General features: G+C 74.3%; 22 protein-coding genes. 6 read left to right on the top strand and 16 right to left on the bottom strand.

Going from position 1 to position 21,205, the window contains the following annotated elements; genetic code table 11:
• Positions 1 to 26: 26 nt before the first annotated feature.
• The 3 genes from NR072_RS11105 to NR072_RS11095 all read right to left on the bottom strand — a co-directional run bounded on the left by NR072_RS11105 (position 27) and on the right by NR072_RS11095 (position 4,067).
• Positions 27 to 947: an SDR family oxidoreductase gene (locus NR072_RS11105; RefSeq protein WP_036382428.1), complete on the bottom strand. Its 921-nt coding sequence runs from the start codon at positions 945 to 947 to the stop codon at positions 27 to 29.
• Positions 948 to 1,181: 234 nt separating this feature from the next.
• The gene (locus NR072_RS11100; protein WP_061873085.1) at positions 1,182 to 2,813 is read right to left on the bottom strand and encodes an amidohydrolase; all 1,632 of its coding nucleotides are present in this window, start codon (positions 2,811 to 2,813) and stop codon (positions 1,182 to 1,184) included.
• Positions 2,814 to 2,894: 81 nt separating this feature from the next.
• Entirely contained in the window at positions 2,895 to 4,067 is a 1,173-nt protein-coding gene (locus NR072_RS11095) for a cystathionine gamma-lyase (protein ID WP_061867711.1), read from the bottom strand.
• A gap of 61 nt (positions 4,068 to 4,128) precedes the next feature.
• On the opposite strand from NR072_RS11095, the gene NR072_RS11090 reads away from it, so the two are divergent.
• Complete coding sequence (locus NR072_RS11090) at positions 4,129 to 5,877, top strand: ABC-F family ATP-binding cassette domain-containing protein (protein ID WP_061867710.1); 1,749 nt, start codon at positions 4,129 to 4,131, stop codon at positions 5,875 to 5,877.
• A gap of 45 nt (positions 5,878 to 5,922) precedes the next feature.
• Here NR072_RS11090 and NR072_RS11085 read toward each other — a convergent pair whose 3' ends face one another.
• Positions 5,923 to 6,372, bottom strand: coding sequence for an SRPBCC family protein (locus NR072_RS11085; protein ID WP_020627043.1), 450 nt, complete (start codon positions 6,370 to 6,372; stop codon positions 5,923 to 5,925).
• A gap of 104 nt (positions 6,373 to 6,476) precedes the next feature.
• Here NR072_RS11085 and NR072_RS11080 point away from each other — a divergent pair, with 104 nt between their 5' ends.
• A complete protein-coding gene (locus NR072_RS11080) occupies positions 6,477 to 7,214 on the top strand; it encodes a Pr6Pr family membrane protein (protein ID WP_061867709.1) in 738 nt (245 codons plus the stop codon).
• A 7-nt stretch (positions 7,215 to 7,221) separates the two neighbouring features.
• Here NR072_RS11080 and NR072_RS11075 read toward each other — a convergent pair whose 3' ends face one another.
• From NR072_RS11075 to NR072_RS11055, 5 genes are all read right to left on the bottom strand, one after another.
• Positions 7,222 to 8,052: an alpha/beta fold hydrolase gene (locus NR072_RS11075; protein ID WP_020627045.1), complete on the bottom strand. Its 831-nt coding sequence runs from the start codon at positions 8,050 to 8,052 to the stop codon at positions 7,222 to 7,224.
• A gap of 188 nt (positions 8,053 to 8,240) precedes the next feature.
• Positions 8,241 to 8,768, bottom strand: a complete 528-nt coding sequence (locus NR072_RS11070; protein ID WP_036315583.1) for a hypothetical protein — start codon at positions 8,766 to 8,768, stop codon at positions 8,241 to 8,243.
• A gap of 11 nt (positions 8,769 to 8,779) precedes the next feature.
• Entirely contained in the window at positions 8,780 to 9,370 is a 591-nt protein-coding gene (locus tag NR072_RS11065) for a DinB family protein (protein WP_044659356.1), read from the bottom strand.
• Positions 9,371 to 9,468: 98 nt separating this feature from the next.
• Positions 9,469 to 11,013, bottom strand: a complete 1,545-nt coding sequence (locus NR072_RS11060) for a sodium:alanine symporter family protein (RefSeq protein WP_061867716.1) — start codon at positions 11,011 to 11,013, stop codon at positions 9,469 to 9,471.
• A 139-nt stretch (positions 11,014 to 11,152) separates the two neighbouring features.
• A complete protein-coding gene (locus tag NR072_RS11055; protein WP_043281415.1) occupies positions 11,153 to 11,857 on the bottom strand; it encodes a hypothetical protein in 705 nt (234 codons plus the stop codon).
• Between the two features lie 167 nt (positions 11,858 to 12,024).
• Here NR072_RS11055 and NR072_RS11050 point away from each other — a divergent pair, with 167 nt between their 5' ends.
• Positions 12,025 to 13,152 carry a YeeE/YedE family protein gene (locus NR072_RS11050; protein ID WP_061867708.1) on the top strand — a complete coding sequence of 376 codons (1,128 nt, stop codon included), beginning with the start codon at positions 12,025 to 12,027 and terminating at the stop codon, positions 13,150 to 13,152.
• A gap of 52 nt (positions 13,153 to 13,204) precedes the next feature.
• Positions 13,205 to 13,432 carry a sulfurtransferase TusA family protein gene (locus NR072_RS11045; RefSeq protein WP_002855519.1) on the top strand — a complete coding sequence of 76 codons (228 nt, stop codon included), beginning with the start codon at positions 13,205 to 13,207 and terminating at the stop codon, positions 13,430 to 13,432.
• 43 nt (positions 13,433 to 13,475) lie between these two features.
• Here NR072_RS11045 and NR072_RS11040 read toward each other — a convergent pair whose 3' ends face one another.
• Positions 13,476 to 14,537, bottom strand: a complete 1,062-nt coding sequence (locus NR072_RS11040; protein WP_061867707.1) for a zinc-binding dehydrogenase — start codon at positions 14,535 to 14,537, stop codon at positions 13,476 to 13,478.
• 265 nt (positions 14,538 to 14,802) lie between these two features.
• Here NR072_RS11040 and NR072_RS11035 point away from each other — a divergent pair, with 265 nt between their 5' ends.
• Together NR072_RS11035 and NR072_RS11030 are read left to right on the top strand one after the other, a co-directional pair.
• On the top strand, positions 14,803 to 16,305 hold the full coding sequence (locus NR072_RS11035) for a long-chain fatty acid--CoA ligase (protein ID WP_061873086.1): 1,503 nt from the start codon (positions 14,803 to 14,805) through the stop codon (positions 16,303 to 16,305).
• A 7-nt stretch (positions 16,306 to 16,312) separates the two neighbouring features.
• Positions 16,313 to 16,888, top strand: coding sequence for a DUF6226 family protein (locus NR072_RS11030; protein WP_061867705.1), 576 nt, complete (start codon positions 16,313 to 16,315; stop codon positions 16,886 to 16,888).
• Positions 16,889 to 16,913: 25 nt separating this feature from the next.
• On the opposite strand, the gene NR072_RS11025 is transcribed toward NR072_RS11030, so the two are convergent.
• From NR072_RS11025 to NR072_RS11000, 6 genes are all read right to left on the bottom strand, one after another.
• Positions 16,914 to 17,666: a metal-dependent hydrolase gene (locus tag NR072_RS11025; protein WP_061867704.1), complete on the bottom strand. Its 753-nt coding sequence runs from the start codon at positions 17,664 to 17,666 to the stop codon at positions 16,914 to 16,916.
• Between the two features lie 177 nt (positions 17,667 to 17,843).
• Complete coding sequence (locus NR072_RS11020) at positions 17,844 to 18,578, bottom strand: LrgB family protein (protein WP_036315548.1); 735 nt, start codon at positions 18,576 to 18,578, stop codon at positions 17,844 to 17,846.
• On the bottom strand, positions 18,575 to 18,937 hold the full coding sequence (locus tag NR072_RS11015) for a CidA/LrgA family protein (protein WP_061873087.1): 363 nt from the start codon (positions 18,935 to 18,937) through the stop codon (positions 18,575 to 18,577). Before NR072_RS11015 ends, NR072_RS11020 begins: the two co-directional genes overlap by 4 nt.
• Complete coding sequence (locus NR072_RS11010; protein WP_061873088.1) at positions 18,934 to 19,641, bottom strand: GntR family transcriptional regulator; 708 nt, start codon at positions 19,639 to 19,641, stop codon at positions 18,934 to 18,936. Before NR072_RS11010 ends, NR072_RS11015 begins: the two co-directional genes overlap by 4 nt.
• A 267-nt stretch (positions 19,642 to 19,908) precedes the next feature.
• Positions 19,909 to 20,916, bottom strand: coding sequence for a GIY-YIG nuclease family protein (locus NR072_RS11005; protein ID WP_061867701.1), 1,008 nt, complete (start codon positions 20,914 to 20,916; stop codon positions 19,909 to 19,911).
• Positions 20,917 to 21,018: 102 nt separating this feature from the next.
• A complete protein-coding gene (locus NR072_RS11000) occupies positions 21,019 to 21,174 on the bottom strand; it encodes a hypothetical protein (protein WP_157554162.1) in 156 nt (51 codons plus the stop codon).
• Positions 21,175 to 21,205 lie beyond the last annotated feature (31 nt).

Genomic DNA, 21,205 nt, shown 5'->3' with positions numbered 1-21,205 from the left:
CCAGGGACAGGAACGCCCGGCTCCGGTCACGGGGTGGGCATGCCGCCGGTCACCGGGATGGTCGCGCCCACCACATAGGAGGACTCCGGCGAGGCCAGGAACACGTACGCCGGGGCCAGCTCGGTGGGCTGCCCGGCGCGGCCCAGCGGAGTGGACTGGCCGAACTCCGGCAGGTCCTCCGACTTCTGGCCGCCGGAGGGCTGCAGCGGGGTCCAGATCGGCCCGGGCGCCACGGCGTTCACGCGGATGCCCTTCGGGGCCAGCTGCTGGCCCAGGGCCTTCGTGAAGGTGTTGATGGCGGCCTTGGTGGAGGCGTAGTCCACGAGCTGCGGCGGGGCCATGTAGGTCACCACGGACGTGGTGTTGATGATCGTGGAACCCGGCTTCAGGTGCGGCAGGGCGGCCTTGACCAGGCGGAACTGGGCCAGGATGTTGACGTCGAAGGTGGCCTCGAGCTGCTCGTCGTCGATGTCCTCGATCGAGTCCTGCGCCACCTGCTTGCCGGCGTTGTTCACCAGCACGTCCAGCCCGCCGAGCTTCTCGACCGCCTGGGCCACGAGGTCGGCGCAGAACGTCTTGTCGCGGAGGTCGCCGGGGATCCCGGCGGCGGTGCGCCCCTCCGCCTGCAGGACCCCGAGGACGTGCTGGGCGTCCTTCTCCTCCTCGGGCAGGTAGGTGATCACGACGTCGGCGCCCTCGCGCGCGAACGCGATCGCGGTGGCCGCGCCGATGCCGGAGTCGCCGCCGGTGATGAGTGCCTTGCGGCCCTCGAGACGGCCGGTGCCGCGGTAGGACTTCTCACCCAGGTCGGCCTTCGGCGTCATCTCCGCGTCCAGGCCGGTGCCGGGCAGCGTCTCCTCCGGCGGGCTGATCACGGGGTAGCGCTTCGTGGGGTCCTGCAGGGTGAGCTGGTCGGTGGTGGTGGTGTTCGCGTCGTCGTGCGCCACGGGGTGCTCCTCACGGTCTCGGGGCGACGCGCGGTCTGCGCGCCGTCCTCCGAGCGTAGGGAGCAGCCCCCCGGCGGCGCCACGGCTGATCCCCGGGTCACCGGACGCGCCCCGCCCGCTCCCCCGGACGATGAGCCCTGCGATTTGGCCCCTAACCGGCGGGTTCAGGGGCCAAATCGCAGGGCTCGTCGCGGGGTGCCGGGTGTCGCGGGGTGCCGGTGCCGGGGCCGGGCGTCACAGCCCGCCGTGCACGAACTCCCCGCCCACGGCGGTGGCGACGACGTCGATCGCCGCGATCTGATCGCTCGGCACCGCGCGCGGGTCCTCGCTGAGCACCGTGAAGTCCGCGAGCTGGCCCGCGACGAGCCGTCCCTTGCGGCCGCCCCAGCCGGTCGCCTCCGCGGAGCCGACCGTATAGGCGTGCAGGGCTTCGGCCACCGTGAGCCGCTCCGCGTCCGGGCCGTACTGCTCGCCGGTCTCGGTGCGGCGCAGCACGAAGTCCTGGATGACCTCCAGCGGGCGGCCGCCGGCCACGGGCCGGTCCGAGCTGCCGGGCAGCACCAGGCCCGCGCGCAGCAGCCGCCCGGCCGGGTACGAGAGCGCGGCTCGCTCCGGCCCGATCCGCTCCCGCACCGACCCGCCGAACGCGCTGATGAAGTTCGGCTGGGTGGCCATCACGACCTCCAGCTCGGCCATGCGGGCCACCTGATCGTCGCGGACCACCCCGCCGTGCTCCACGCGGTGCGGCATCACGGGCCGCCCGAACCGGCCCCGCGCCTCGGCGATCACGTCGAGGGCGAAGTCGAGGGCGGCGTCGCCGATCGCGTGCAGGGCCAGGGCCCAGCCGGCGGCCGCCGCACCGAGGCACGCTCGGCGCATCTCCCCCGCGTCCTGCTGTAGGTAGCCGCGGCCGTGGCCGTGGCCGCAGTAGTCCTCGGTCATCGCGGCGGTCTGTCCGAGCATCGACCCGTCCGTGAACACCTTCGCCGGCCCGATCTGCAGCCACTCGTCGCCCACGCCCGTGCGCACGCCGGCGTCGAGGGTGAGGTGCGTGCCGTCGTCGGGATGGCCGTCCACCGGGTGCAGCGCGTCCAGGGTGACCATCGTCTGGAAGCGGGTGCGCAGCAGCCCCGCGTCCCGGGCGCGCTGATACGCGCCGAACTCGAGCGTGCTGTGCCCGATCCACCCGCCGGCCACCCCCGCATCCGTCACCGAGGTGATGCCCTCGGCCGCGTACTCCTGCGAGGCCCGCGCCAGGCACGCGCCGATGTGCTCGTGGGACTCCGGCTGCAGCAGCCGGGTCACCAGGCTCATGGCGGTCTCCTCCAACAGGCCGGTGGGCCGGCCGGCGGCATCCGTGAGGATCCGCCCGCCCTCGGGCTGCTGCAGCACCTGCTCCCCCACGCCGGCCAGGACCAGCACCGCCCCGGACACCGTGACGGCGTGGCCCGTGTTGTGGCGGATGAGCACGGGGCGCCCGGAGGCGGCGGCATCGAGGCTGTCGCGGTCCGGCTGGGGTCCGGTGAGGTGGCCGGGGTCGAAGCCGGTGCACGTCACCCAGGCGCCGGGGTCGAGCTCGGCGGCGCGGGCGCGGACCCGGCGGTGGACCTCCTCCGCGGTGCGCGCGCCCTCGAGGTCCACGTCCAGTCGGGACTGGCCGAACCAGACGCTGTGCGCGTGGGCGTCGTTGAACCCGGCGAGGACGGTGCGCCCCCGCGCGTCGAGGCGTTCGCGCGCTGCGAGGCCGTCCAGCTCCTCGTCCACCCCGACGACGACGCCCCGCCACACCCCCAGCCGCGAGGCCGACGGGCGGGCGGGGTCGCCGGTGATGAGGCGGGCGTTCTCCACGATCAGGTCGAGCTGCATGGGGCGGGGCCTCCTGGGACGGGGCGGCGGGGACTGATTCGCGAGCGTAGCCGGGCCGGGCTCAGGCGGGCAGGGCCGGGCTCAGGCGGGCCCGGCCGCCGCGTCCAGCGCCCGGGTGAGATCGGCGAGCAGCTCCGCCGTCGGCTCGACGCCCACGGACAGACGCACGAAGCCGGCCGGGACGTCGTCGCCCCAGCGGGCGCGGCGCTCCGCCGCGGTGTGGGTGCCGCCGAAGCTCGTCTGCGCCACCACGTACGCGGCCGCCCCGATGAACCGCTCCGCCGCGGCCGCGTCCGCGAACTCCAGCCCGACGACGCCGCCGGCTGCCGTCATCTGGCGCGCGACGATCGCCGCGTCCGGGTGGTCCGGCAGCCCCGGGTAGGCCACCGCGCGCACGGCCGGGTGCCCGGCCGCGAGCTCGGCGACCGCGAGCGCCGACGCGCACATGCGGGCGAAGCGGACCTCGAGGGTCTCCAGGCCGCGGTGGATCAGCCAGGCCTCATGGGTGCCGAGGATCCCGCCGGCCAGGGTGCGCCAGCCGCGCACGCGCGCCATCAGCTCGGGGTCGCGGGACGCGACGTGCCCGCCGAGGGCGTCGGTGTGCCCGTTGAGGGCCTTCGTGTCCGAGGCGACGACGACGTCCGCCCCCAGGCCCAGCGGCCGCTGCCCCAGCGGGGTCAGGGAGGTGTTGTCCACGACGACGAGCGCCCCCTTCCCGTCCCGCCGCCCGTTCGCGTGGGCGCGGGCGGCGACGTCGGCCAGATCCGCGACGCGCAGCCCGGGGTTGGAGGGGGTCTCGACGAACACGAGGTCGTGGGCGGAGAGGTCGGCGTCCGCGAGGCCCGGCGTGGACACGAAGTCCACGTGGACGCCGGCGGGCACGAGGTGCTCGGCGGCGAGGGCGCGGGTGGCGCCATAGCCGTCCGAGGGCAGCAGGGCGCGGTCCCCCGGGTGCAGCAGGGGCAGCAGGACGGCGGCGATCGCGGCCATGCCGGAGGGGACCACGGCGACGTCGGCGTCCTCCAGCGCGCCCAGGGCGGCCTCGAGCGCGGACCAGGTGGGCGTGGCCCAGCGCGCGTACTGGAAAGGCACGTCCGCGCCGGGGGCGGTGGGGGCGCCGTCCGGGTCCGCGCCGGGCAGGTGGAACGCGCTCGCGTGGACCAGCGGCGGGGAGATGGACTCCCCCGGGGCCATCCCGTGGGCGCGGTGGTGCAGGACGGTGCCGAAGGCGGGCGGCGGCGGGGCGGCGGACATGGCCCCGAGCGTAGTCCCGACCCCGGACGCGGCAGCGCGCCCCCTCCCTAGACTGGCGGACATGACCTCCGGCCCTCCCTCCCCCGCCCTGCCCGCCGGGCCCGCCGCCCACCTGCGCGGCGAGCACCTGACCGTCTCGCTCGGCGGGCACCGCGTGCTCACGGACGCCACGGTGCGGATCAACGCCGGCTCGCGGCTCGGGATCGTGGGTGAGAACGGGCGCGGCAAGACCACGCTGCTCCACGTGCTCACGGGCCGGATCACGCCCGACGTCGGCCGCGTGACGCGGGCGGGCACGCTCGCGTTCGTCCCGCAGGCGCTGCGGGCGCGGGCCGACGGGCGCTCCCGCACGGTGGGCGACCTGGTCCGCGACGCCCTCACGGGCCCGCACGCCGCACTCGAGGCCCTGGACGCCGCCGCGGCCGCCCTGGCCGAGGCCCCCGACGACGCCGGCGCCGGACACCGGTACTCCACCGCGCTGGAGCGGGCCCACCTCTACGACGCCTGGGACGCCGGCCGGCGCGTGGACATGGACCTCGAGGGGCTGCACGCGTGCACGGACCGCGAGCGCCCCCTCACATCGCTCTCGGTCGGCCAGCGCCACCGGGTGCGCCTGGCCGTCACCCTCGGCTCCCGGCCGGACCTGCTGCTGCTGGACGAGCCGACCAACCACCTGGACGACGTCGCCCTGGACTTCCTCACCCGCCGGCTGGTGGAGCACCCGGGCGGGGTCGCCGTCGTCAGCCACGACCGCGCCCTGCTGCGCGCCGTGTGCACCGACATCGTGGACCTGGATCCCAGCCAGGACGGGCGGCCGCGGCGGTACTCCGGCGGGTACGCCGGCTGGGCGAAGGGGCGCCGCCGCGCCCGGGCCCCCTGGGAGCAGGAGTACGCCGAGCAGAACGCCGAGCGCGAGCGGCTGGAGCTGGCCGTGGAGGACGCGCGGGAGCAGATGCAGGGCTCGTGGCGGCCCCCGAAGGGCACCGGCAAGCACCAGCGCTCGAGCCGGTCGGCGGGGATCGTGCAGATGTTCAACCGGCGCTTCGACGAGCTGGAGGCGCACCGGATCACCGTGCCCGAGCCGCCCCTGCGCCTGGACTGGCCGTTCGCGGACATGCCCGACGGCGACCCGCGGGACGGCGCGGACGCGGCGGCGGGCACGGCGGGCGGGCCGGGCACGGCGGGCGACGACGTCCTGCTCACCGCGGACGCCGTGCGCGTGGCCGGGCGGCTCGAGCAGCCGATGGGCGCGGCCCTCGTGCCGGGCGGCCGCGTGCTGGTGACGGGCCCGAACGGGGCCGGGAAGTCCACGCTGCTGCGCGTGCTCGCCGGGGACCTGGAGCCCACGAGCGGCTTGGTGACCGTGGGCGCCGACGTGCGCGTGCGCCTCGTGGCGCAGGAGACCCCCGCGTGGGACGAGGAGCGCACCGCCGCCGCCGTGTTCGAGGAGCACGTGCGCCGCGTCGGCGCGGACGAGGCCGGCGTCGACGACCTGGGCCGTCCCCTGCCGGCCCCCACGCTGCCCTCGCTCGGGCTGCTCACCGCCGAGGCCGCGGACACCCCGGTCGGACGCCTGTCCCAGGGGCAGCAGGCCCGTCTGCACCTGGCGATGGTGCTCATCGAGCGCCCCCACGTGCTGCTGCTGGACGAGCCGACGAACCACCTCTCCCCCGCGCTCGTGGACGAGATGACCGAGGCCCTGCAGGTCACGGAGCAGGCCGTCGTCGTGGTGACCCACGACCGGCAGATGCTCGCCGACCTCGCCGACTGGCCGCGCGTCGAGCTGCGGACCGACGCCGCGGCGGTGTGAGGCGGGCGGGGCCCCTGGCCACAGGCCCGGCCCGGCGGTCCGCCCTCAGAGGTGCGCCCGGCACAGCCGCCGCAGCGCCACGCGGGCCGGCAGTCGGTAGGCCAGGGCGACGACGGCGGGCCCGTGGACCGTCAGCCCCGCCCGGGTGCCGCGGGGGGTGGCGGTGAGGTCGTGCGTCATGGAGACCGCCGTCCCGGCCACCCGCACCGTCCACCGCCAGGTGCGGGCGTCGTCGTCGACCTCCTCGACCACGAACGGGACGCGCAGCCCCAGGGGCGCGTGGACCACGCCGCGAAGCCCGGCCCGCAGCCGGCGCCGTGGCGCCTCCACGGCGCGGATCTGCGGAGCCCACCGCGGCCACAGGCGCAGGTCGGCGTAGCGGGCCCAGGCCACGTCCACGGCGGCGGGCCCGGTCGTCGTCACGCGGCGGAACTGTCGGGGGCGGCGCGCGCGCCTCGCGCCGGCGGGGGTGCGGGTCCAGGGGGTCCGGATCATGGTGCCGAGCGTAGGGTCCGGACCGCCGGCCGGGACACGCCCGCCGGCCCGAGCGGCTCGGCCAGTGCACCGGGGGCGGCGTCGCGCTCCGGCAGGATGGGCGCATGACCCTCCCCACCCCCTCCGGCCGCTGGACGACGACGGCGCGGCCTGCCTTCGCCGTCGCCGCGGCCCTGTCCCTGGGCGGCAACCTGCTCTCACTGTGGATCGGCTCGTGGAAGTCCTCGGACCTGCCGGCCGACGCGGGCTACGCGGGCGTGCTCGAGGGCGGCTGGGAGCACATGCTCAACCAGCCCACGTACTTCACGTTCCTCTCGAACTTCCTGGTGGGGCTGACGTCCCTGCTGCTGGCGCTGCGCCTGCACCGGCCGGGCACGCTGTTCCGGGTGCTGCGGGTGACGGGGGTGGTGTGCATCGTGATCACGGGCGTGGTGTTCAACGTGCTGCTGCGGGACGCCGACCCGATGACCGCCGTCGAGCGGTTCAACGACACCCTGCAGCACATCGTCACGCCGATCCTCACCCCGGTGCTGTGGGCGGTCTTCGGGCCGCGGCGGCAGATCACGTGGCGGGTGGTGTGGTTGTCCACGCTCATCCCGCTCGCCTGGCTGGCGTTCACGCTGCTGCGCGGGCCGTGGCTGGACTGGTACCCGTACACGATCCTGGACGTCCCGCGGCTGGGCTACGACGGCGTCGCCGTCTACGTGGTGGCGATCCTCGTGTTCTTCGTGGCGGTCGCCGCCCTGCTGCGGGTGGCCGACGGCCTGCTGGCGCGGGCCAGCGTCGGGGTGGGGGCGGGCGCCGAGGCGGAGGCCCGGGTGGAGGCCCGTCCCTCCCCCTGACCCCGCCTCAGTCCGACGCCGCGCGGCCCACCTGCACCGCCCACGCGCGGACGAGCGCCTCGGCGACCTCCGGCTGGTCCAGGTGCACGTTGTGGCCGGCGGCGTCGAGCGCCGCGTAGGTGGCGCGCGGGTAATGCTCCAGGAGCGCGGCCTGGTCCCGGTAGCCGACGAGGTGGTCCTCCCGGCCGGTGAGGATCAGGGCGGGCCCCTCGAACGGCGGCGCGGCCTCCTCCGGCACGGCGTCCAGGACGTAGCGCGCGGACAGGCGCTTCAGCGCCTCCTCGTCCACGGCGCGGACGCCCGGCAGCGCGTGCTCGCGGAACCGCTCCCACGTGTCCCGCGTCAGCCGCGGGGACATCTCGAGGAACGGGGCGGCGTCGTCGGGGTCGAGGGTAGACATGAAGGCGTCGTCGCGCTCGCGCACCACCAGGTCGGTGCGGGTGCGCCGGTCCTCGTCCGGGTCGACGACGGGCGCGAGCAGCCCCAGCCCCAACACCTGCGCGCCGAACTCGGCCGCCACGTGCCGGGCGAGCAGGCCGCCGAGGGAGTTGCCGAGCACCGCGAACGGCCGCTCGCCGACCTCCGCGCGGATCCAGTCCACGAGCCAGGCGGCGAGCTCGGGGAGGCCGCCGTCGTCCTGGAGGGCCGAGGTCCGGCCGAAGCCCGGCAGGTCCACGTAGATCCGCTCGACCTCCCCGGCCTCGGCGAGGGCGTCGTCGAGCGGCAGCAGCAGCCGGTGGTCCACGCTGTTGCCGTGCACCGCGATCAGCGGGACGCCGGAGCCGCGGCGGACGACGTGGGGGTTCTCGGGGGTGTGCTCGGATGTGTGCTCGGTCATGGGTCCGAGCGTAGGGCTGAGCGCGCGGTGCCGCCCTCTCCCCGCCGCCCTCTCCTCGCCACCCTCTCCCCGCTGCCCCCTCCCCACCGCTTTGCGGGCCGAATGCGACGCTCCCGTGCCCGATTCAGGGGCTCATCCGTCGGATTCGGCCCACAAAGTGCTCGGCCGGGCCGCCCGGTGCCGGCCGGTCACCAGAGCAGCTGGTCCCCGCGGATCTGCGTCTGGAGTCCGTCGATGCGCCCGAGCACGGAGACCTGCAGCAGGGCTGGCCAGGCGTGCACCACGAGCCCCAGGGCCACCGCGACCACGCCCCAGACCGGATGCCCGACGGCCGCCAGCGCCACGCCCGCCACCGCGTGCAGACCCGCGGAGGCGGCGTGGCTGACGAGGGAGCCCACGGCGGCGGTGCGGATGCGCCGCAGGTCGGCCCGGCCGGTGATGCGGCGGCTGATGGCCGCGTTCCAGCCGACGGCGCCCAGCTGCCGGGAGAGCCAGTCGGTGCGGACCCGGCGGGCGAGATCGCGCCAGCGCGTGTCCCGCCTCCACGGCCGGTCCACGAGCTGCCGCGAGGGCTCCCCGTAGAACGGGCCGAACCCGAAGGTCCCCACCGTGAGCACGCCGACGAACAGCCCCGGCGCCGTCGGCGCCATCAGCACGAAGGCGGACATCAGGGCGGCGACGGTGAGGGCCAGACCGGCGAGCGAGCGGGGAGTCATCACCGCGGACGCTAGCGCACCGGGCCCGCACCCCGGGCGATCCCCTCGAGCCGCCGCACGTGCGCGGCCCACCGCTCGGCGTCCCAGCCGGGCAGGTTGTCCCCGGGGCCGCGCAGGCCGGCCTGCCCGTCGATCCCCTCGCGCAGGATGTCGGCGTGGCCGGCATGGCGGGCCGCGTCGAGGGCCACGTGGGAGAGGATCTGCGCCAGAGTCACCTCGGCCAGGTGCGCGGGCCACCAGGGGACCCGCCCCCGCGCGTCGAGGACGAGGGCCTCGATGGTCGCGTCCGCGTGCGCGAAGCATCGCCGCGCGTAGTCGAGGACGTCCTCGAGGGTCTCGTCCTCGGCGGCGAACAGGTCCGCGCCGTTCTCCTCGCCCACCCCCGGCGCGTCCCAGGGCAGGGGGATGCCGGCGGGGCGGCCGAAGACCTCGCCGAAGTACTCGAGCTCGCACGTGGCCGCGTGCTTGAGCAGGCCCAGCAGGTTGGTGCCGGTGGGGGTGCGGGGCAGGCGGACCTCCCGCTCGGGCAGGCCGTCCAGCTTCGCGAAGAGGGCGTCGCGCTGCCGGCGCAGCCCCTGATGGAGGATCTCCTTGTGGTCCATGGGGTGAGCCTGCCGGGATTCAGGCCGCGCGGACGGCCCTGGCCCGTGGCCCGACGTCGTCGCGGACGTCCGGCGCCCCGGGCCGCCGTCGTCGGTCCTCAGCCCTCCCGGCGCGGGACCACGGTGATGGCCCGGGTGTCCGGGGCGGTGTCCGCGACGTGGTCCATGGCCTCGTCCACGTCCCCGGTGCGCTCGTAGGCGGCGTGGATCTGCTCCCACAGGCGGGCGTTCCGGACGCCGATCGCCGCCGGATCCAGCACGGGGTCCTGGCCGGCACGGCGCTGGCGGTCGTAGTCCTTGAACAGCCGGATGGCCACGGGGCTCAGCAGGATGAGTGCCACGATGTTCACCCACGTGTAGAGGCCGACGCCGAAGTCGGCGAACGCCCACACGAGGGCCGAGCTCTGCACGGACCCGAACACCATGGAGCCGGCCAGCATCAGCCGGGCGATCGCGATGACCGCGCGCTGCGCCGTCTTGTTCGGGATGAGGTAGGCGACATTCGTCTCCGCGTAGAACGCGAAGGAGAGCAGGGTGGTGAAGGAGAAGAGGAAGACGGCAATCGCCACGAAGGACGGGCCGAAGGCGGGCAGTGCCTCGTCGATGGCGATCTGGACCCACGCCGGGCCCTCCTCGACGCCGGGCACGTGCTCCGCGAGCAGACTCTCCCCGTCCGGGCCCAGCACGTTGAAGCTGTTCGTGGCGAGGATCATCAGGCCGGTCATGGTGCAGACGAACAGGGTGTCCACGTAGGCGGAGAACGCCTGGGCCAGGCCCTGCTTCACAGGGTGGGAGACGTGGGCGGCCGCCGAGGCCTGGGCGCCCGAACCGGTGCCGATCTCGGTGGAGTACACGGCACGGCGCACGCCCCACGCGACGGCGGCGCCGAGGATGCCGCCGTAGACCGAGTCCAGGCCCAGCGCGCTGGAGAAGATCAGCCCGAACATCGCGGGGACCTGCTGCCACATGAGTCCGACGACGAGCAGCCCCACCAGGATGTACGCGCCGGCCATGAACGGGACCACGAGGCCCACCGTGCGGCCGAGGCGGTGCATGCCGCCGAACACGATCACGCAGAACAGCACGGCCATCCCGAGACCCACCCACAGCGGGTCCCAGCCCCACGCCTCGGTCGTGGCGGCGGTGACGGCGTTGGCCTGGATCTGCGGGCCGGTGAAGACCGTGGCGAACACGGTGGCCGCGGCGTAGGCGACCGCCAGCCACCGCCAGTTCCGGCCGAGCCCCTCGAGGATGTAGTACGCGGGCCCGCCGCGGTACTCGCCGCGGACCTTGTGCTTGTAGAGCTGTGCGAGCGAGCTCTCCACGAGCGCCACGGGGGCGCCGAGGATCGCCGTCACCCACATCCAGAACAGCGCGCCCGGGCCGCCCAGGTAGATCGCGGCCGCGACGCCCGCGATGTTGCCGACGCCGATGCGCCCACCCAGGGCCATGGCGAACGCCTGGAACGAGCTGATCCCCGCCGACGACGATCCTCCCCTGACCAGCTGGCCCACCATGTCCTTGAGCAGCCGCACCTGGGGAGCCGCCATGCGGATCGTGAAGTACAGGCCCAGGGCGAGGAGCCCGACGACCATGGGCAGGCTCCACATGATCGAGTTGGCGGCGGTGACGAACTGCTCCATGGTCACTTCCCAGGTCGTGGACAGGATCCGTGCACTCCATCACATTCGGGCCACCTCGGGCACCCCTGAGCCCCCGGGGGGTCTGCGCGGGACCGGCAGGGTCGGCCGGCCAGACACGCCGTGCCGTCCCCGCGCCGGCTCACCCCTGCCCCGCTCCCGCCTCCTCCCGCACCGTCATCGCCAGCTCGACGTGGCCGGCGTCCGGGTCCGCGAGGATCTGGCGGATCTCCGGCGCGGCGCCGGCATCCTCCACGTCGAACGCGTCCATCAGTCCCAGCAGGTCCGGATGGGGCAGCGCGCCGCCGGGGGCGTCGTCGAGCAGGTCGACCTCGCCCGCATCGGCCCGCACGTCCACGTACCGCTCCACGCGGCGCGGCAGCGCCCCGGTCACCACCTCGTGCCCGCCGACCCTGAGGCCCGTGGGAGCCGGGCCGCTCAGCGGGACGGCCAGGACGGTCTCCACGACGTCGGCGGTGCCCGGCACCGGACGCAGTGCCGTCCACGGCGGCCCGGCCGGTGCCGACCCCGCCTCCGCGAGCGCCTGGAACAGCGTCGCGAAGGCGTCGTTCGCGCGCTCGGTGGTCGCCTCCTCACCGGCCTCGTCCAGGGCCACCCGCTGCACGACGCCGGCCCACGGCGTCGGCCCGACCGTGCGCTCCGCCACGGGGCCGGGACGGGCGGGGGCGCCGTCGTCGTCAGGATCCGGGGCCGCGTAGACACCGGCGACCGCGAGCGCGAGCGCGCGGTCCTCGAGGTCGCGGCGGCGTCGCAGCTCGGCCGCGTGCGCCTTCGCGCTCAGTCCGGTGGCGAGGGCGAACTCGCCGACGGTCATCGGGGGGCTCATGGGGCGACCTTTCTCTCAGGTGATCCCAGCGTGGGCGTTCCCCCAAGGGGAGGGTCAAGCGTCGCCCACGGCGCCCCCGCGCGTCGTCTCCGGCACAGCCCTGCGACTGTTACCCCGCACGTCCTGCCCGGCGCGCGGGACCGGCCGCACCCTGTCTCATGGCAGGCATGATCATCACCGGACTCCTCCTCGGCCTCGTCCTGGGCTTCGTGTTCCAGCGCGGACGCTTCTGCGTCACGGGCGCTTTCCGCGACCTGTTCACTATCCGGTCCACCCGATGGCTCACCGCGTTCATGGTGATCGTGGCCGTCCAGTCGGTGGGCGTGTTCGCCCTCGACGCCCTGGGCGTGATCACCCTGGAGGCGGAGACGTTCCCGTGGCTGGGCACGATCATCGGCGGCCTGATCTTCGGCTTCTCGATCGTGCTCGCGGGCGGCTGCGCCACCGGCACGTACTACCGCGCGGGCGAGGGCCTCGTGGGCTCGTGGTTCGCACTGATCTTCTACATCGTGGGCGCCACCGCGTTCCGCAAGGGACCGCTGGCCGGCACCACCGAGGCCGTCCGCTCCGTGGAGACGCAGACGGGCTCGTTCCAGCAGCTCACGGGACTGTCCCCGTGGGTGTTCGTGGCGCTGCTCGTGGCCGGCGTCGGCCTGGCCGTGCGTCATCACCTGCGTCGCGAGGCGGCCATGACCCGCTTCCGCCTGCCCGCTGCCAAGACCGGCCTCGCGCACGTGCTCACCGAGAAGGCGTGGCACCCGTTCGTCACCGCCGCGATCATCGGCGTGCTGGCGATCCTCGCGTGGCCGCTCTCCTGGGCGACCGGCCGTGAGTCCGGCCTGGGCATTACCGGCCCGTCCGCGAACATCGGCGCGTTCCTCGGCACGGGCGAACTCGAGCTCGTGGACTGGGGCGTGCTGATGGTGACGGGCCTGCTGATCGGCTCGTTCATCGCCGCGAAGGCCTCCGGCGAGTTCCGCGTCCGCGTACCCGACGCGCAGACCACCGTCCGCTCGATCATCGGCGGCCTCGGCATGGGCTGGGGCGCGGCGTGGGCCGGCGGCTGCACCATCGGCAACGCGATGGTGAACACCGCGACCTTCAGCTTCCAGGGCTGGACCGCGCTCGTGTTCATGGTGCTCGGCACCGGCCTGGCGGCCAAGCTCTTCATCCTCAACCACCGCGGCAAGGGCACGACGCCGGTCCCCGCCTCCGGCTCCGGCCTCGCCTCGGCCGAGGGCGCGGCGGCGAACGCCGGGACGGCCCGCCCCGTGAAGCTCACGCCGATCGGCTGAGCCGGCCCGCCCGCGCACGACCTCTGACCACCGACACCAAGGAGAGAACATCATGGCGAAGCACCTGCTCGAGACCGACGGCCAGGTCTGCCCCTTCCCGCTCGTGGAGGCCAACCAGGCGATGCAGCAGATCCCCTCCGGGGACGAGCTCGTGATCGACTTCGACTGCACCCAGGCCACCGACTCCCTGCCCCGCTGGGCCGCGGAGAACGGCCACGAGGTCACCGACTTCGTGAAGCGCGGCGCCGCGGAGTGGACGATCACCGTGAAGAAGGGCTGAGGGGCAGAGGAGCCTCTCGGCACCTCCGCACGCCGCAGGGGCCTCAGACCTCCAGCAGCACCTTGATCTCGCGGCGCTCGTCCATGGCCCGATACGCCTCGGCGGCGTCGTCGAGCGGCATGCGCGCGGTGAACACGCGGCCGGGCTGGATCTCCCCGGACTGGATGCGCTCGATCAGCTCGGGCAGGAAGCGGCGGACGGGGGCGGGGCCGCCCTCGAGGTGGATCTGCCGGCCGAAGAGGTCGGAGCCGTCGAGGGTCTGGTCGTGGGAGACGCCCACGAACCCGAGGTACCCGCCGGGGCGCACCGAGGCTAGGGCCTGGTCCATCGAGCCCTGCGTGCCGACGGCCTCGCACACCCCGTGCGCGCCGTAGCCGCCGGTGAGCTCGCGCACCTGGGCGGCGCCCTCCTCGCCGCGCTCGGCGATCACGACGTCCGCGCCGAACTCCCGGGCGAGCGCGGCCCGATCCTCATGGCGGGAGAACACGATGACCTGCTCCGCGCCGAGGGTCTTGGCGGCCAGGACGGCACACAGGCCGACGGCGCCGTCGCCGACCACGGCGATGGTCTTGCCGGGGCCGGCCTGCGCGGCGACGGCGGCGTACCAGCCGGTGCCGAGCACATCCGAGGCGGCAAGGTAGTCGGCCAGGCGGTCCGGGTCCGAGGGCTCGCCCCCGGGCACCTTCACGAGGGAGCCGTCGGCGAGCTCGACGCGCATGTACTGCGCCTGGCTGCCCGTGTACTCGCCGGCGTTGACGCATCGGGACTGGTAGCCGGCCTGGCAGATCTCGCACGTGTTGTCCGAGAGCATGAAGGAGCCGATCACGAAGTCGCCGACCTCGAGGGTGGCGACGTCCTCGCCCTTCTCCACGATCGTGCCGACGTACTCGTGGCCCATGCGCCGGTGGTCGACGTCGTTGTGACCGCGGTAGGGCCACAGGTCCGAGCCGCACACGCACGCGGCGGCCAGCTTCAGGACGACGTCCGTGGGCTGAGCGACGCGCGGGGTGTCCACCTCCTCCACGACGACGTCGCCCGGCGCGCGCATGACGACGGCCTTCATCGTCTCGGGGATGGCAGGGGTGGCGGGGGTCTGTGCGGTCATGGTCTGTCCTCCGGTCTGGCCCGGCGGTCCGGGCGGCGGTGTGCGGGGACCAGTCTTGCGCCCCTGAGCCGTGGAGACGACACATCGACGTCGCAGGCGGGGCCGGTGGATGACCGCGCGCCAGCGACATCACCGCCGGGCAGAACCGCGGTGATGTCGCTGGCGTGAGGTCCGCCGACACACCCCGCTCGGCTCACAGCGAACGAGCACCGCCGGGCGTTACGCTGTGGTTCCCATCACATCCGACTCCCCTCGGAGGCCCGTCGTGACCCTCACCCTGCCCACCCGCCTCGAGCGCACCGCCGCCGAGCATCCGAACTCCACCGCCCTGATCCTCGGCGAGAACCGCATGACATACGCGGAGCTGCAGGACCAGTCCCAGCGCCTGGCCGGGCTCATGCGGCAGGAGGGCATCGGCCCCGGGGACCGCGTGGCGCTCATGGTGCCGAACATCCCGGCGTTCCCGGTGGTGTTCTTCGCGGCCCTGCAGCTGGGCGCCGTCGTCGTCCCGATGAACCCGCTGTTCAAGCGCCGCGAGATCGAGTACTACCTGGAGGACTCGGGCGCGTCGATGCTGTGGTCGGTGCCGTCCGAGGAAGCCGTGGAGGGCGCCCGCGAGCGCGGTGTGCCGCTGCGCACCCTCGGCGAAGACGGCCTCGCCCCGCACCTCGCGGAGAGCCCCGGCCCGGTGACCGAGACCGTCGAGCGGGACCTCGAGGACGACGCCGTCATCCTCTACACCTCCGGCACCACCGGCCGCCCCAAGGGCGCCCAGCTGACCCACCGGAACATGGGCACCAACGCGGACACCGCGGCGGAGACGCTGATCCAGCTCCAGCACGGGGAGACCGTGCTCGGCTGCCTGCCGCTGTTCCACGTGTTCGGCCTCACGTGCGCGCTCATGGCGCCCGTGACCATGGGCGCCAGCCTGGCGTTGATCCCCCGCTTCGATCCCGCCGTGGCCGCGCAGACCGTCCGCGAGCACGCGGTGGACGTGTTCATCGGCGTGCCCACCATGTACGGGGCCGTGCTGGCCGCGGCCAAGGACCGTCCGGAGGACCTGGCCAGCCTGCGCCTGGGCGTCTCCGGCGGATCCGCCCTGCCCGTGGAGCTGCTGCGCCGCTTCGAGGCCACCTTCGACTGCGAGATCCTGGAGGGCTACGGCCTGTCCGAGACCTCCCCGGTGGCGTGCTTCAACCACCCGGGCGAGGAGCACCATCCGGGCTCGATCGGACGCGCCGTCCGAGGGTGCGAGATGCAGCTGGTGACGCCGGACGGGGCCGTCGTGCCCGAGGGCGACGAGGAGACCCTGGGCGAGGTGTGGATCCGCGGCGAGAACGTGATGAAGGGCTACTGGGGCAAGCCGGAAGCCACTGCCCAGGCCATCACCGAGGACGGCTGGTTCCGCTCCGGCGACCTCGCCCGGCGCGATGCGGCGGGCAACTACTACATCGTGGACCGCACGAAGGACATGATCCTGCGCGGCGGGCTCAACGTGTACCCGCGCGAGATCGAGGAGGTGCTCTACGAGCACCCGGCCGTCGCGGAGGCCGCCGTGGTGGGGGTGCCCCACCCGGAGCTCGGCCAGGAGGTCGCCGCGCACGTGGTGCTCGCCCCCGGCGCGCACGCCACGGAGGAGGAGCTGATCCAGCACGTGAAGTCCCAGGTGGCGCCGTACAAGTACCCGCGCACCGTGAACGTGCGGGACGGGCTGCCCAAGACCGCCACCGGCAAGATCCTCAAGCGGGAACTGACGCCGACGGAGTGAGCTCGGGATGACCGCCCGGGCCCGCGTGTGGGCCGAGGTGCTCGCGGAGGCGGGCGCCGCGGTCGCCCCGGACCCGGTGCGTGGCATCCCACTCGACGAGGCCGGGCGCGCCGACCTGGCGGTCCCCGTGGGCCGGGCGCTGCGGGTGGCGCCGCCGGCCGACGTCGACGGCGCCTCCCCCTGGCGGCTGCTGGAGACGGACGTGCCCCAGGACGACGACGGCGGTGTCCTTCCGGTGCTCCGGGTGGCGGTCGGCGCCCCGGGGCAGGTGCACGCGCTGCTCCCGGACTGCGGATGCGACGCATGCGACCCCGGGTCGGATGAGCTGCTCGAGGCCGTCGACCAGGCGGTCGTGCGCACGGTCGGGACAGGGGTGAGCCTGCGGGGCCGTCATGGGCTGCGGCGCCGGGACTGGCACGTGCACTGGCGCGCGGACGGCACGGCCGAGGGGCTGGGCCGGGTCCCGGGATGGCCGTTCGAGGCGCTCACGGACGCGTGCCGGGACCTGGCCGCCGGCGGCCGTCCGAGGCTGCCGCGCGGGACCGAGGCGACCGTGCGGGCGGGGTGGTTCCCGGAGGCGTGAGGAGACAGCGGCCGGGTGCCGCCGCTCAGAACAGTGCCGCCACCCCCCGAGCGGCGAGCGGGACGAGCCGCACGGCCCGCACCACGGTGAACGCGGTGACCACCGAGACGAGCGCCCACTCCCGCCAGGACCCGGTCCGGCCGAGCAGGGGAAGCCGGAACCGTCCGGAGGACTGCCACCACCACAGGCGTGTGGGGGGCTCCGGGCTGAGCGGCCAGAGCAGGGCCACCCCGTTGTTGGTGAGGGCGTCGCCGAGGATGTGCACGCTCACGCCGACGGCCACGGAGGCGGGGATCCACCACAGCCCGTCGCTGAGGACGGTCGCCGACACCGCGACCAGGATGCCGAGCGCCCACGCGGCCCTCCATCCCCGGTTCGGGAGCAGTCGGAGGGCCTTGGCAGCCACGGCCGCCAGGAACGCGGCGATGACCCCCTGCCCCGGCGTGTAGACGTGCCCCGCGATCGGCACCTGGATGGAGGCGGCCGCCGTCGCGATGGCGGTGAACGCCGCGACCCCCACCAGCGAGTGTGTGCCGCGCCGATGCCCGCCGGCCACGTGGCGGATGCCGCGGCTCATCCACTCGGTCAGGGGCGGCAGGGCGTGGACGACGGTGGCGCGGGGGTGGTCCCAGTCGCTGATCATGGCCGCGCCGGCGGTGGTCACGGCGCCGAGCAGCTGGAGTTCGGCGGGCAGGTGCAGCACGGCGATCGGCGACTGCCAGTGCGTGAGCGCCAGCCAGGCCGCGGCGCCGGTGGCCGCGTGGGACGGGCCCATCATGGGTGAGGTCCTCTCGTTCGCAGGACCGGGCCGCGTCACCGCGCCAGCGAGGGCCGGCGGGCGGCCCGCGGGGAAGGAAGAGGACCAGGGTGGCAGGCGGGGCGGACACGGTAAGGAGGCCGCCGCGGCTGGAGCGGGTCGAGGCGGCTGCCCGGCCGGGGGCGGCCGCCCGGCCCCTCACCCCGTCATCGCCAGCACCAGCGGGGCCAGCAGGGCGGTGAGCACACCGGAGCAGGCCATGGCGAGGGCGGAGAACGCACCGGTCTTCGGGCCTTCGGCGAGGGCGCGGGCGGTGCCGATGCCGTGGGAGCTCACGCCGATGGCCAGGCCGCGCACGCGGGGGTCGCGCACGCGCAGCCGGTCGAGCACCCAGGGGGCCAGCACGGCGCCGAGCACGCCGGTGAGCACGGGGAGCACGGCGGCGAGGGAGACGATCCCGCCGCCGGCGTCGGCCACCGCCATGGCGATCGGCGTCGTCGCGGACTTGGGGGCGAACGTGGCGGCCAGCGCGGCGTCCCCGCCCATTGCCCGCACGATCAGCACGGCGCTCACCATGGCGGTCAGCGAGCCGACGGTGACCCCGACGGCGACCGGCAGCAGCAGCTTCCGGATGTCAGGGCCGGCCCGGTACAGGGGGACGGCGAGGGCCACGGTGGCGGGACCGAGCAGGAAGGTGAGGTAGCTGCCGCCGATCATGTAGGTCTCGTAGTCGATGCCGGTCAGGGCCAGGAACGCGGCCACCAGCACGATCGTCACGAGCACGGGCGTGAGCAGGGCGGTCTGCCGGGCGGCGAGCCACAGGCGGCGGGAGAGCACGGCGACGGCGAGGGTCAGCGCGATGCCGAACAGCGGTGTGTGCAGGAGCGCGTCCCAGGCCTCCGCGAGGGAGTCGGTGAGTTCGGCGGCGTTCACTGTGCGTCCTCCTTGTCCGTGAGGCGGCGGGCGAGCGGGGCGGCGACGCCGGCGGTGACCAGCAGCCCCAGCAGCCAGGGCACCACGAAGCCGACCAGCATCAGCGCCCGGTGTTCCCCGATGAGGCCCAGCACCGCGACGACGCCGACGCCCGCCGGGACGAACAGCAGCGGCAGGTGCTGGAGCAGGTGATGGCTCGCCGTCATCACCGGTGCGTCCTCGGCCGGCCGGCGCCACGCGAGCAGGCCGAGCAGCAGGAGCATGCCCAGCACGGCCCCGGGGATCGGCAGGTGCAGCGTGTCGGCCACGAGCGTGCCCGCCAGCTGGCAGAGCAGCAGGATCAGCAGGCCCTCGATCATCGGGGTTCACCTGCCTCGGACAGACCCACGGGCGGCGGGCCGGGGACGACGCCGGTCCCCGCGGTGTCGAGGTGCGCCTGCAGGGCGCGCTGGGCGTCTGCGGCGCGCCCGGCGGCCAGCTGAGCGCAGATCTCGGCGTGCCCATCGAGGAGGCGGCGGGCGGCGTCGACGGATCCGCCGGTGGCGGCGTGGATGAGGCGGGCCAGGCGGGGGGCGAAGGTGCGCACGACCTCGTCGAAGGCGGCGTTGCCGCACGTGGCGATCACGTCCCGGTGGAAGCGCACGTCCAGCGCGGAGAAGGCAGCGAGGTCGCCGGCGTCCAGGGCGGCGCGCTGCTGCTCCAGGTTGGCGGTGAGCGTGGCGACGAGGGGCCCGACGGCGTCGGGCCGCGCGGCGACCGTGGCGAGGGCGGTGGACTCGAGGAGGCCACGCAGGGCCGTGAGGTCGGCCACGCTCTGCGGCGTGAGAGCCTGCACGGCCGCGCCCTTCTTGGGGAGGAGCCGCACCAGGCCCCAGCGCTCGAGCTGGAGGAGGGCCTCCCGGGCCGGCGTCCGGGAGATGCCGGCCTCCGTGGAGAGCTGGACCTCGGTGAGCATCTCCCCCGCGGCGATCTCACCGCGGACGATGCGCCAGGCGACGTCGTGGGCCAGGCGGCCGGCAGCCGTGGCACGACTGCCCCATAAGGGGTCGGAGAGTGGAGTCATGCGGGCCAGAATAATCGGATGCATGCATGGATGTATGCATTGTGTCGGACTCGGAAGGGGCCGGGTGGGGAGGGGCATAAGATGCCGGCGCCCACCCTCGCCCCATGACCGTCGCCATCACCCGTCTCGACCCCGCCGGCGCGGACCGCGCGGAGCTCATTGCGCTGCTCACCGGCAACGCGTGGCCCTTCCCTGTGCGCCCCACGTCACCCGGCCGGTGGCGAAGGAGGCCATCGAGGACGGCGGCAGGCACCACACACTGTCGGGTCACCAGCTCCCGATGTAGTCCTCCGGGCCGAGGAGACCCCGGGTGTCCGCCCAGGCTCCCCAGCGGTCGAGGAGGAGGGGGATGGCCTGGTCCTCCCACCAGGGCAGATGGACGAGGCCCTGACTCATGCCTCCGCGGTTGAACCGCTCCACATTGACCTTGTCCTCGTCGTAAGGCTCGGCCCCCTCAAGGGAGCGATCGAGCGCATCGCGCAGGAGCCGGCCGAGTTCATACTCACTGGTGGGCATGGGGGTGTCGTCGAGCCGTTCAGCGAGCTCCTCCCAGAGACCGACGCTTCCCCGCAGCCCGTACTGGCTGGGGCGGCGGCGGAACAAGTCGCCGACGGCCGCGCGCGCCGACGAATGGACTTCCACCACGTCCACACCGCGCTTCGCCTGCTCCGCCAGGGCCGTGCGGGCCTTCCGGATGCGCTGGCGGAGCAGCTGTGCTTCGGGGCTGGTACCGCCGTAGATGAGGTTCAACGGCGGGGTGTGCGTGTCGATCACAGGCTTCTCGATGCCCCCGAGCGGTGTCACTTCCGCGAACCCGGCGGGCGCCTGCCACACACGGACGGCGAGGTGACGGCGCATCCAGGTGGTCAGCTGCTCGCCGCTCTCCGGGGTGAGGGAGAATCGACCCGCGGAGGCGACGGCGACTGGCTCCAGGTCCAGCCGATCCACCAGGAGTGCGGCCAGAGTGCGGCGCAGAGTGGAGTGCGCGGTGCCGCCGCCCGCGAAATGCTTGCGTTCCAGGCGGGCCCGCAGGCTGCCCTCGGCCTTGCCGATGTAAAGCACATCGCTTCGACTGACAGACGTGTCCAATCGCAGCTCGGCTCGCGCCGCGTCAGGATCCTGCGCGACAACCGCGTACAGCCCGGTCGAATCCGGCATGACCTCGCCGCCACGCCCACCAATGACCACACCGCCGTCCTCGACGCGTGCGAACAGCTGGGGACTGTTCTGCAGAGCATGGGAAGCGGCCACGATGAGCCCCGCCTTGGTGGTCATGCCAATGTCCTCTCTTCGTCCGGGACATCTACCCCGGCTACGCCTCGAGCCTACGGAGGGCCCTGGACACGGTAGGCGCCCTTGCGATGGATCGCTGAGCCCTCACCGCGCCAAGATCCACCGGTCCTCTGGGCCGAAATTGTGGAGGTCGTCGCAGACGAAGCCGCGTAGCCACGGGACGTGGTCCACGACGCGCCGGTACAGGCCGCGGTGCACGCCGGACTCGTCGCCGATCAGCTGCACAGCGGACACGTTCATCTCGACTCCAACCGCGCGCAGGCGGGCGGAC

The organism is Micrococcus sp. Mcc89 (assembly GCF_024519795.1).
Classification (GTDB): domain Bacteria; phylum Actinomycetota; class Actinomycetes; order Actinomycetales; family Micrococcaceae; genus Micrococcus; species Micrococcus luteus.
This window is presented reverse-complemented; position numbering and strand designations above follow the sequence as displayed.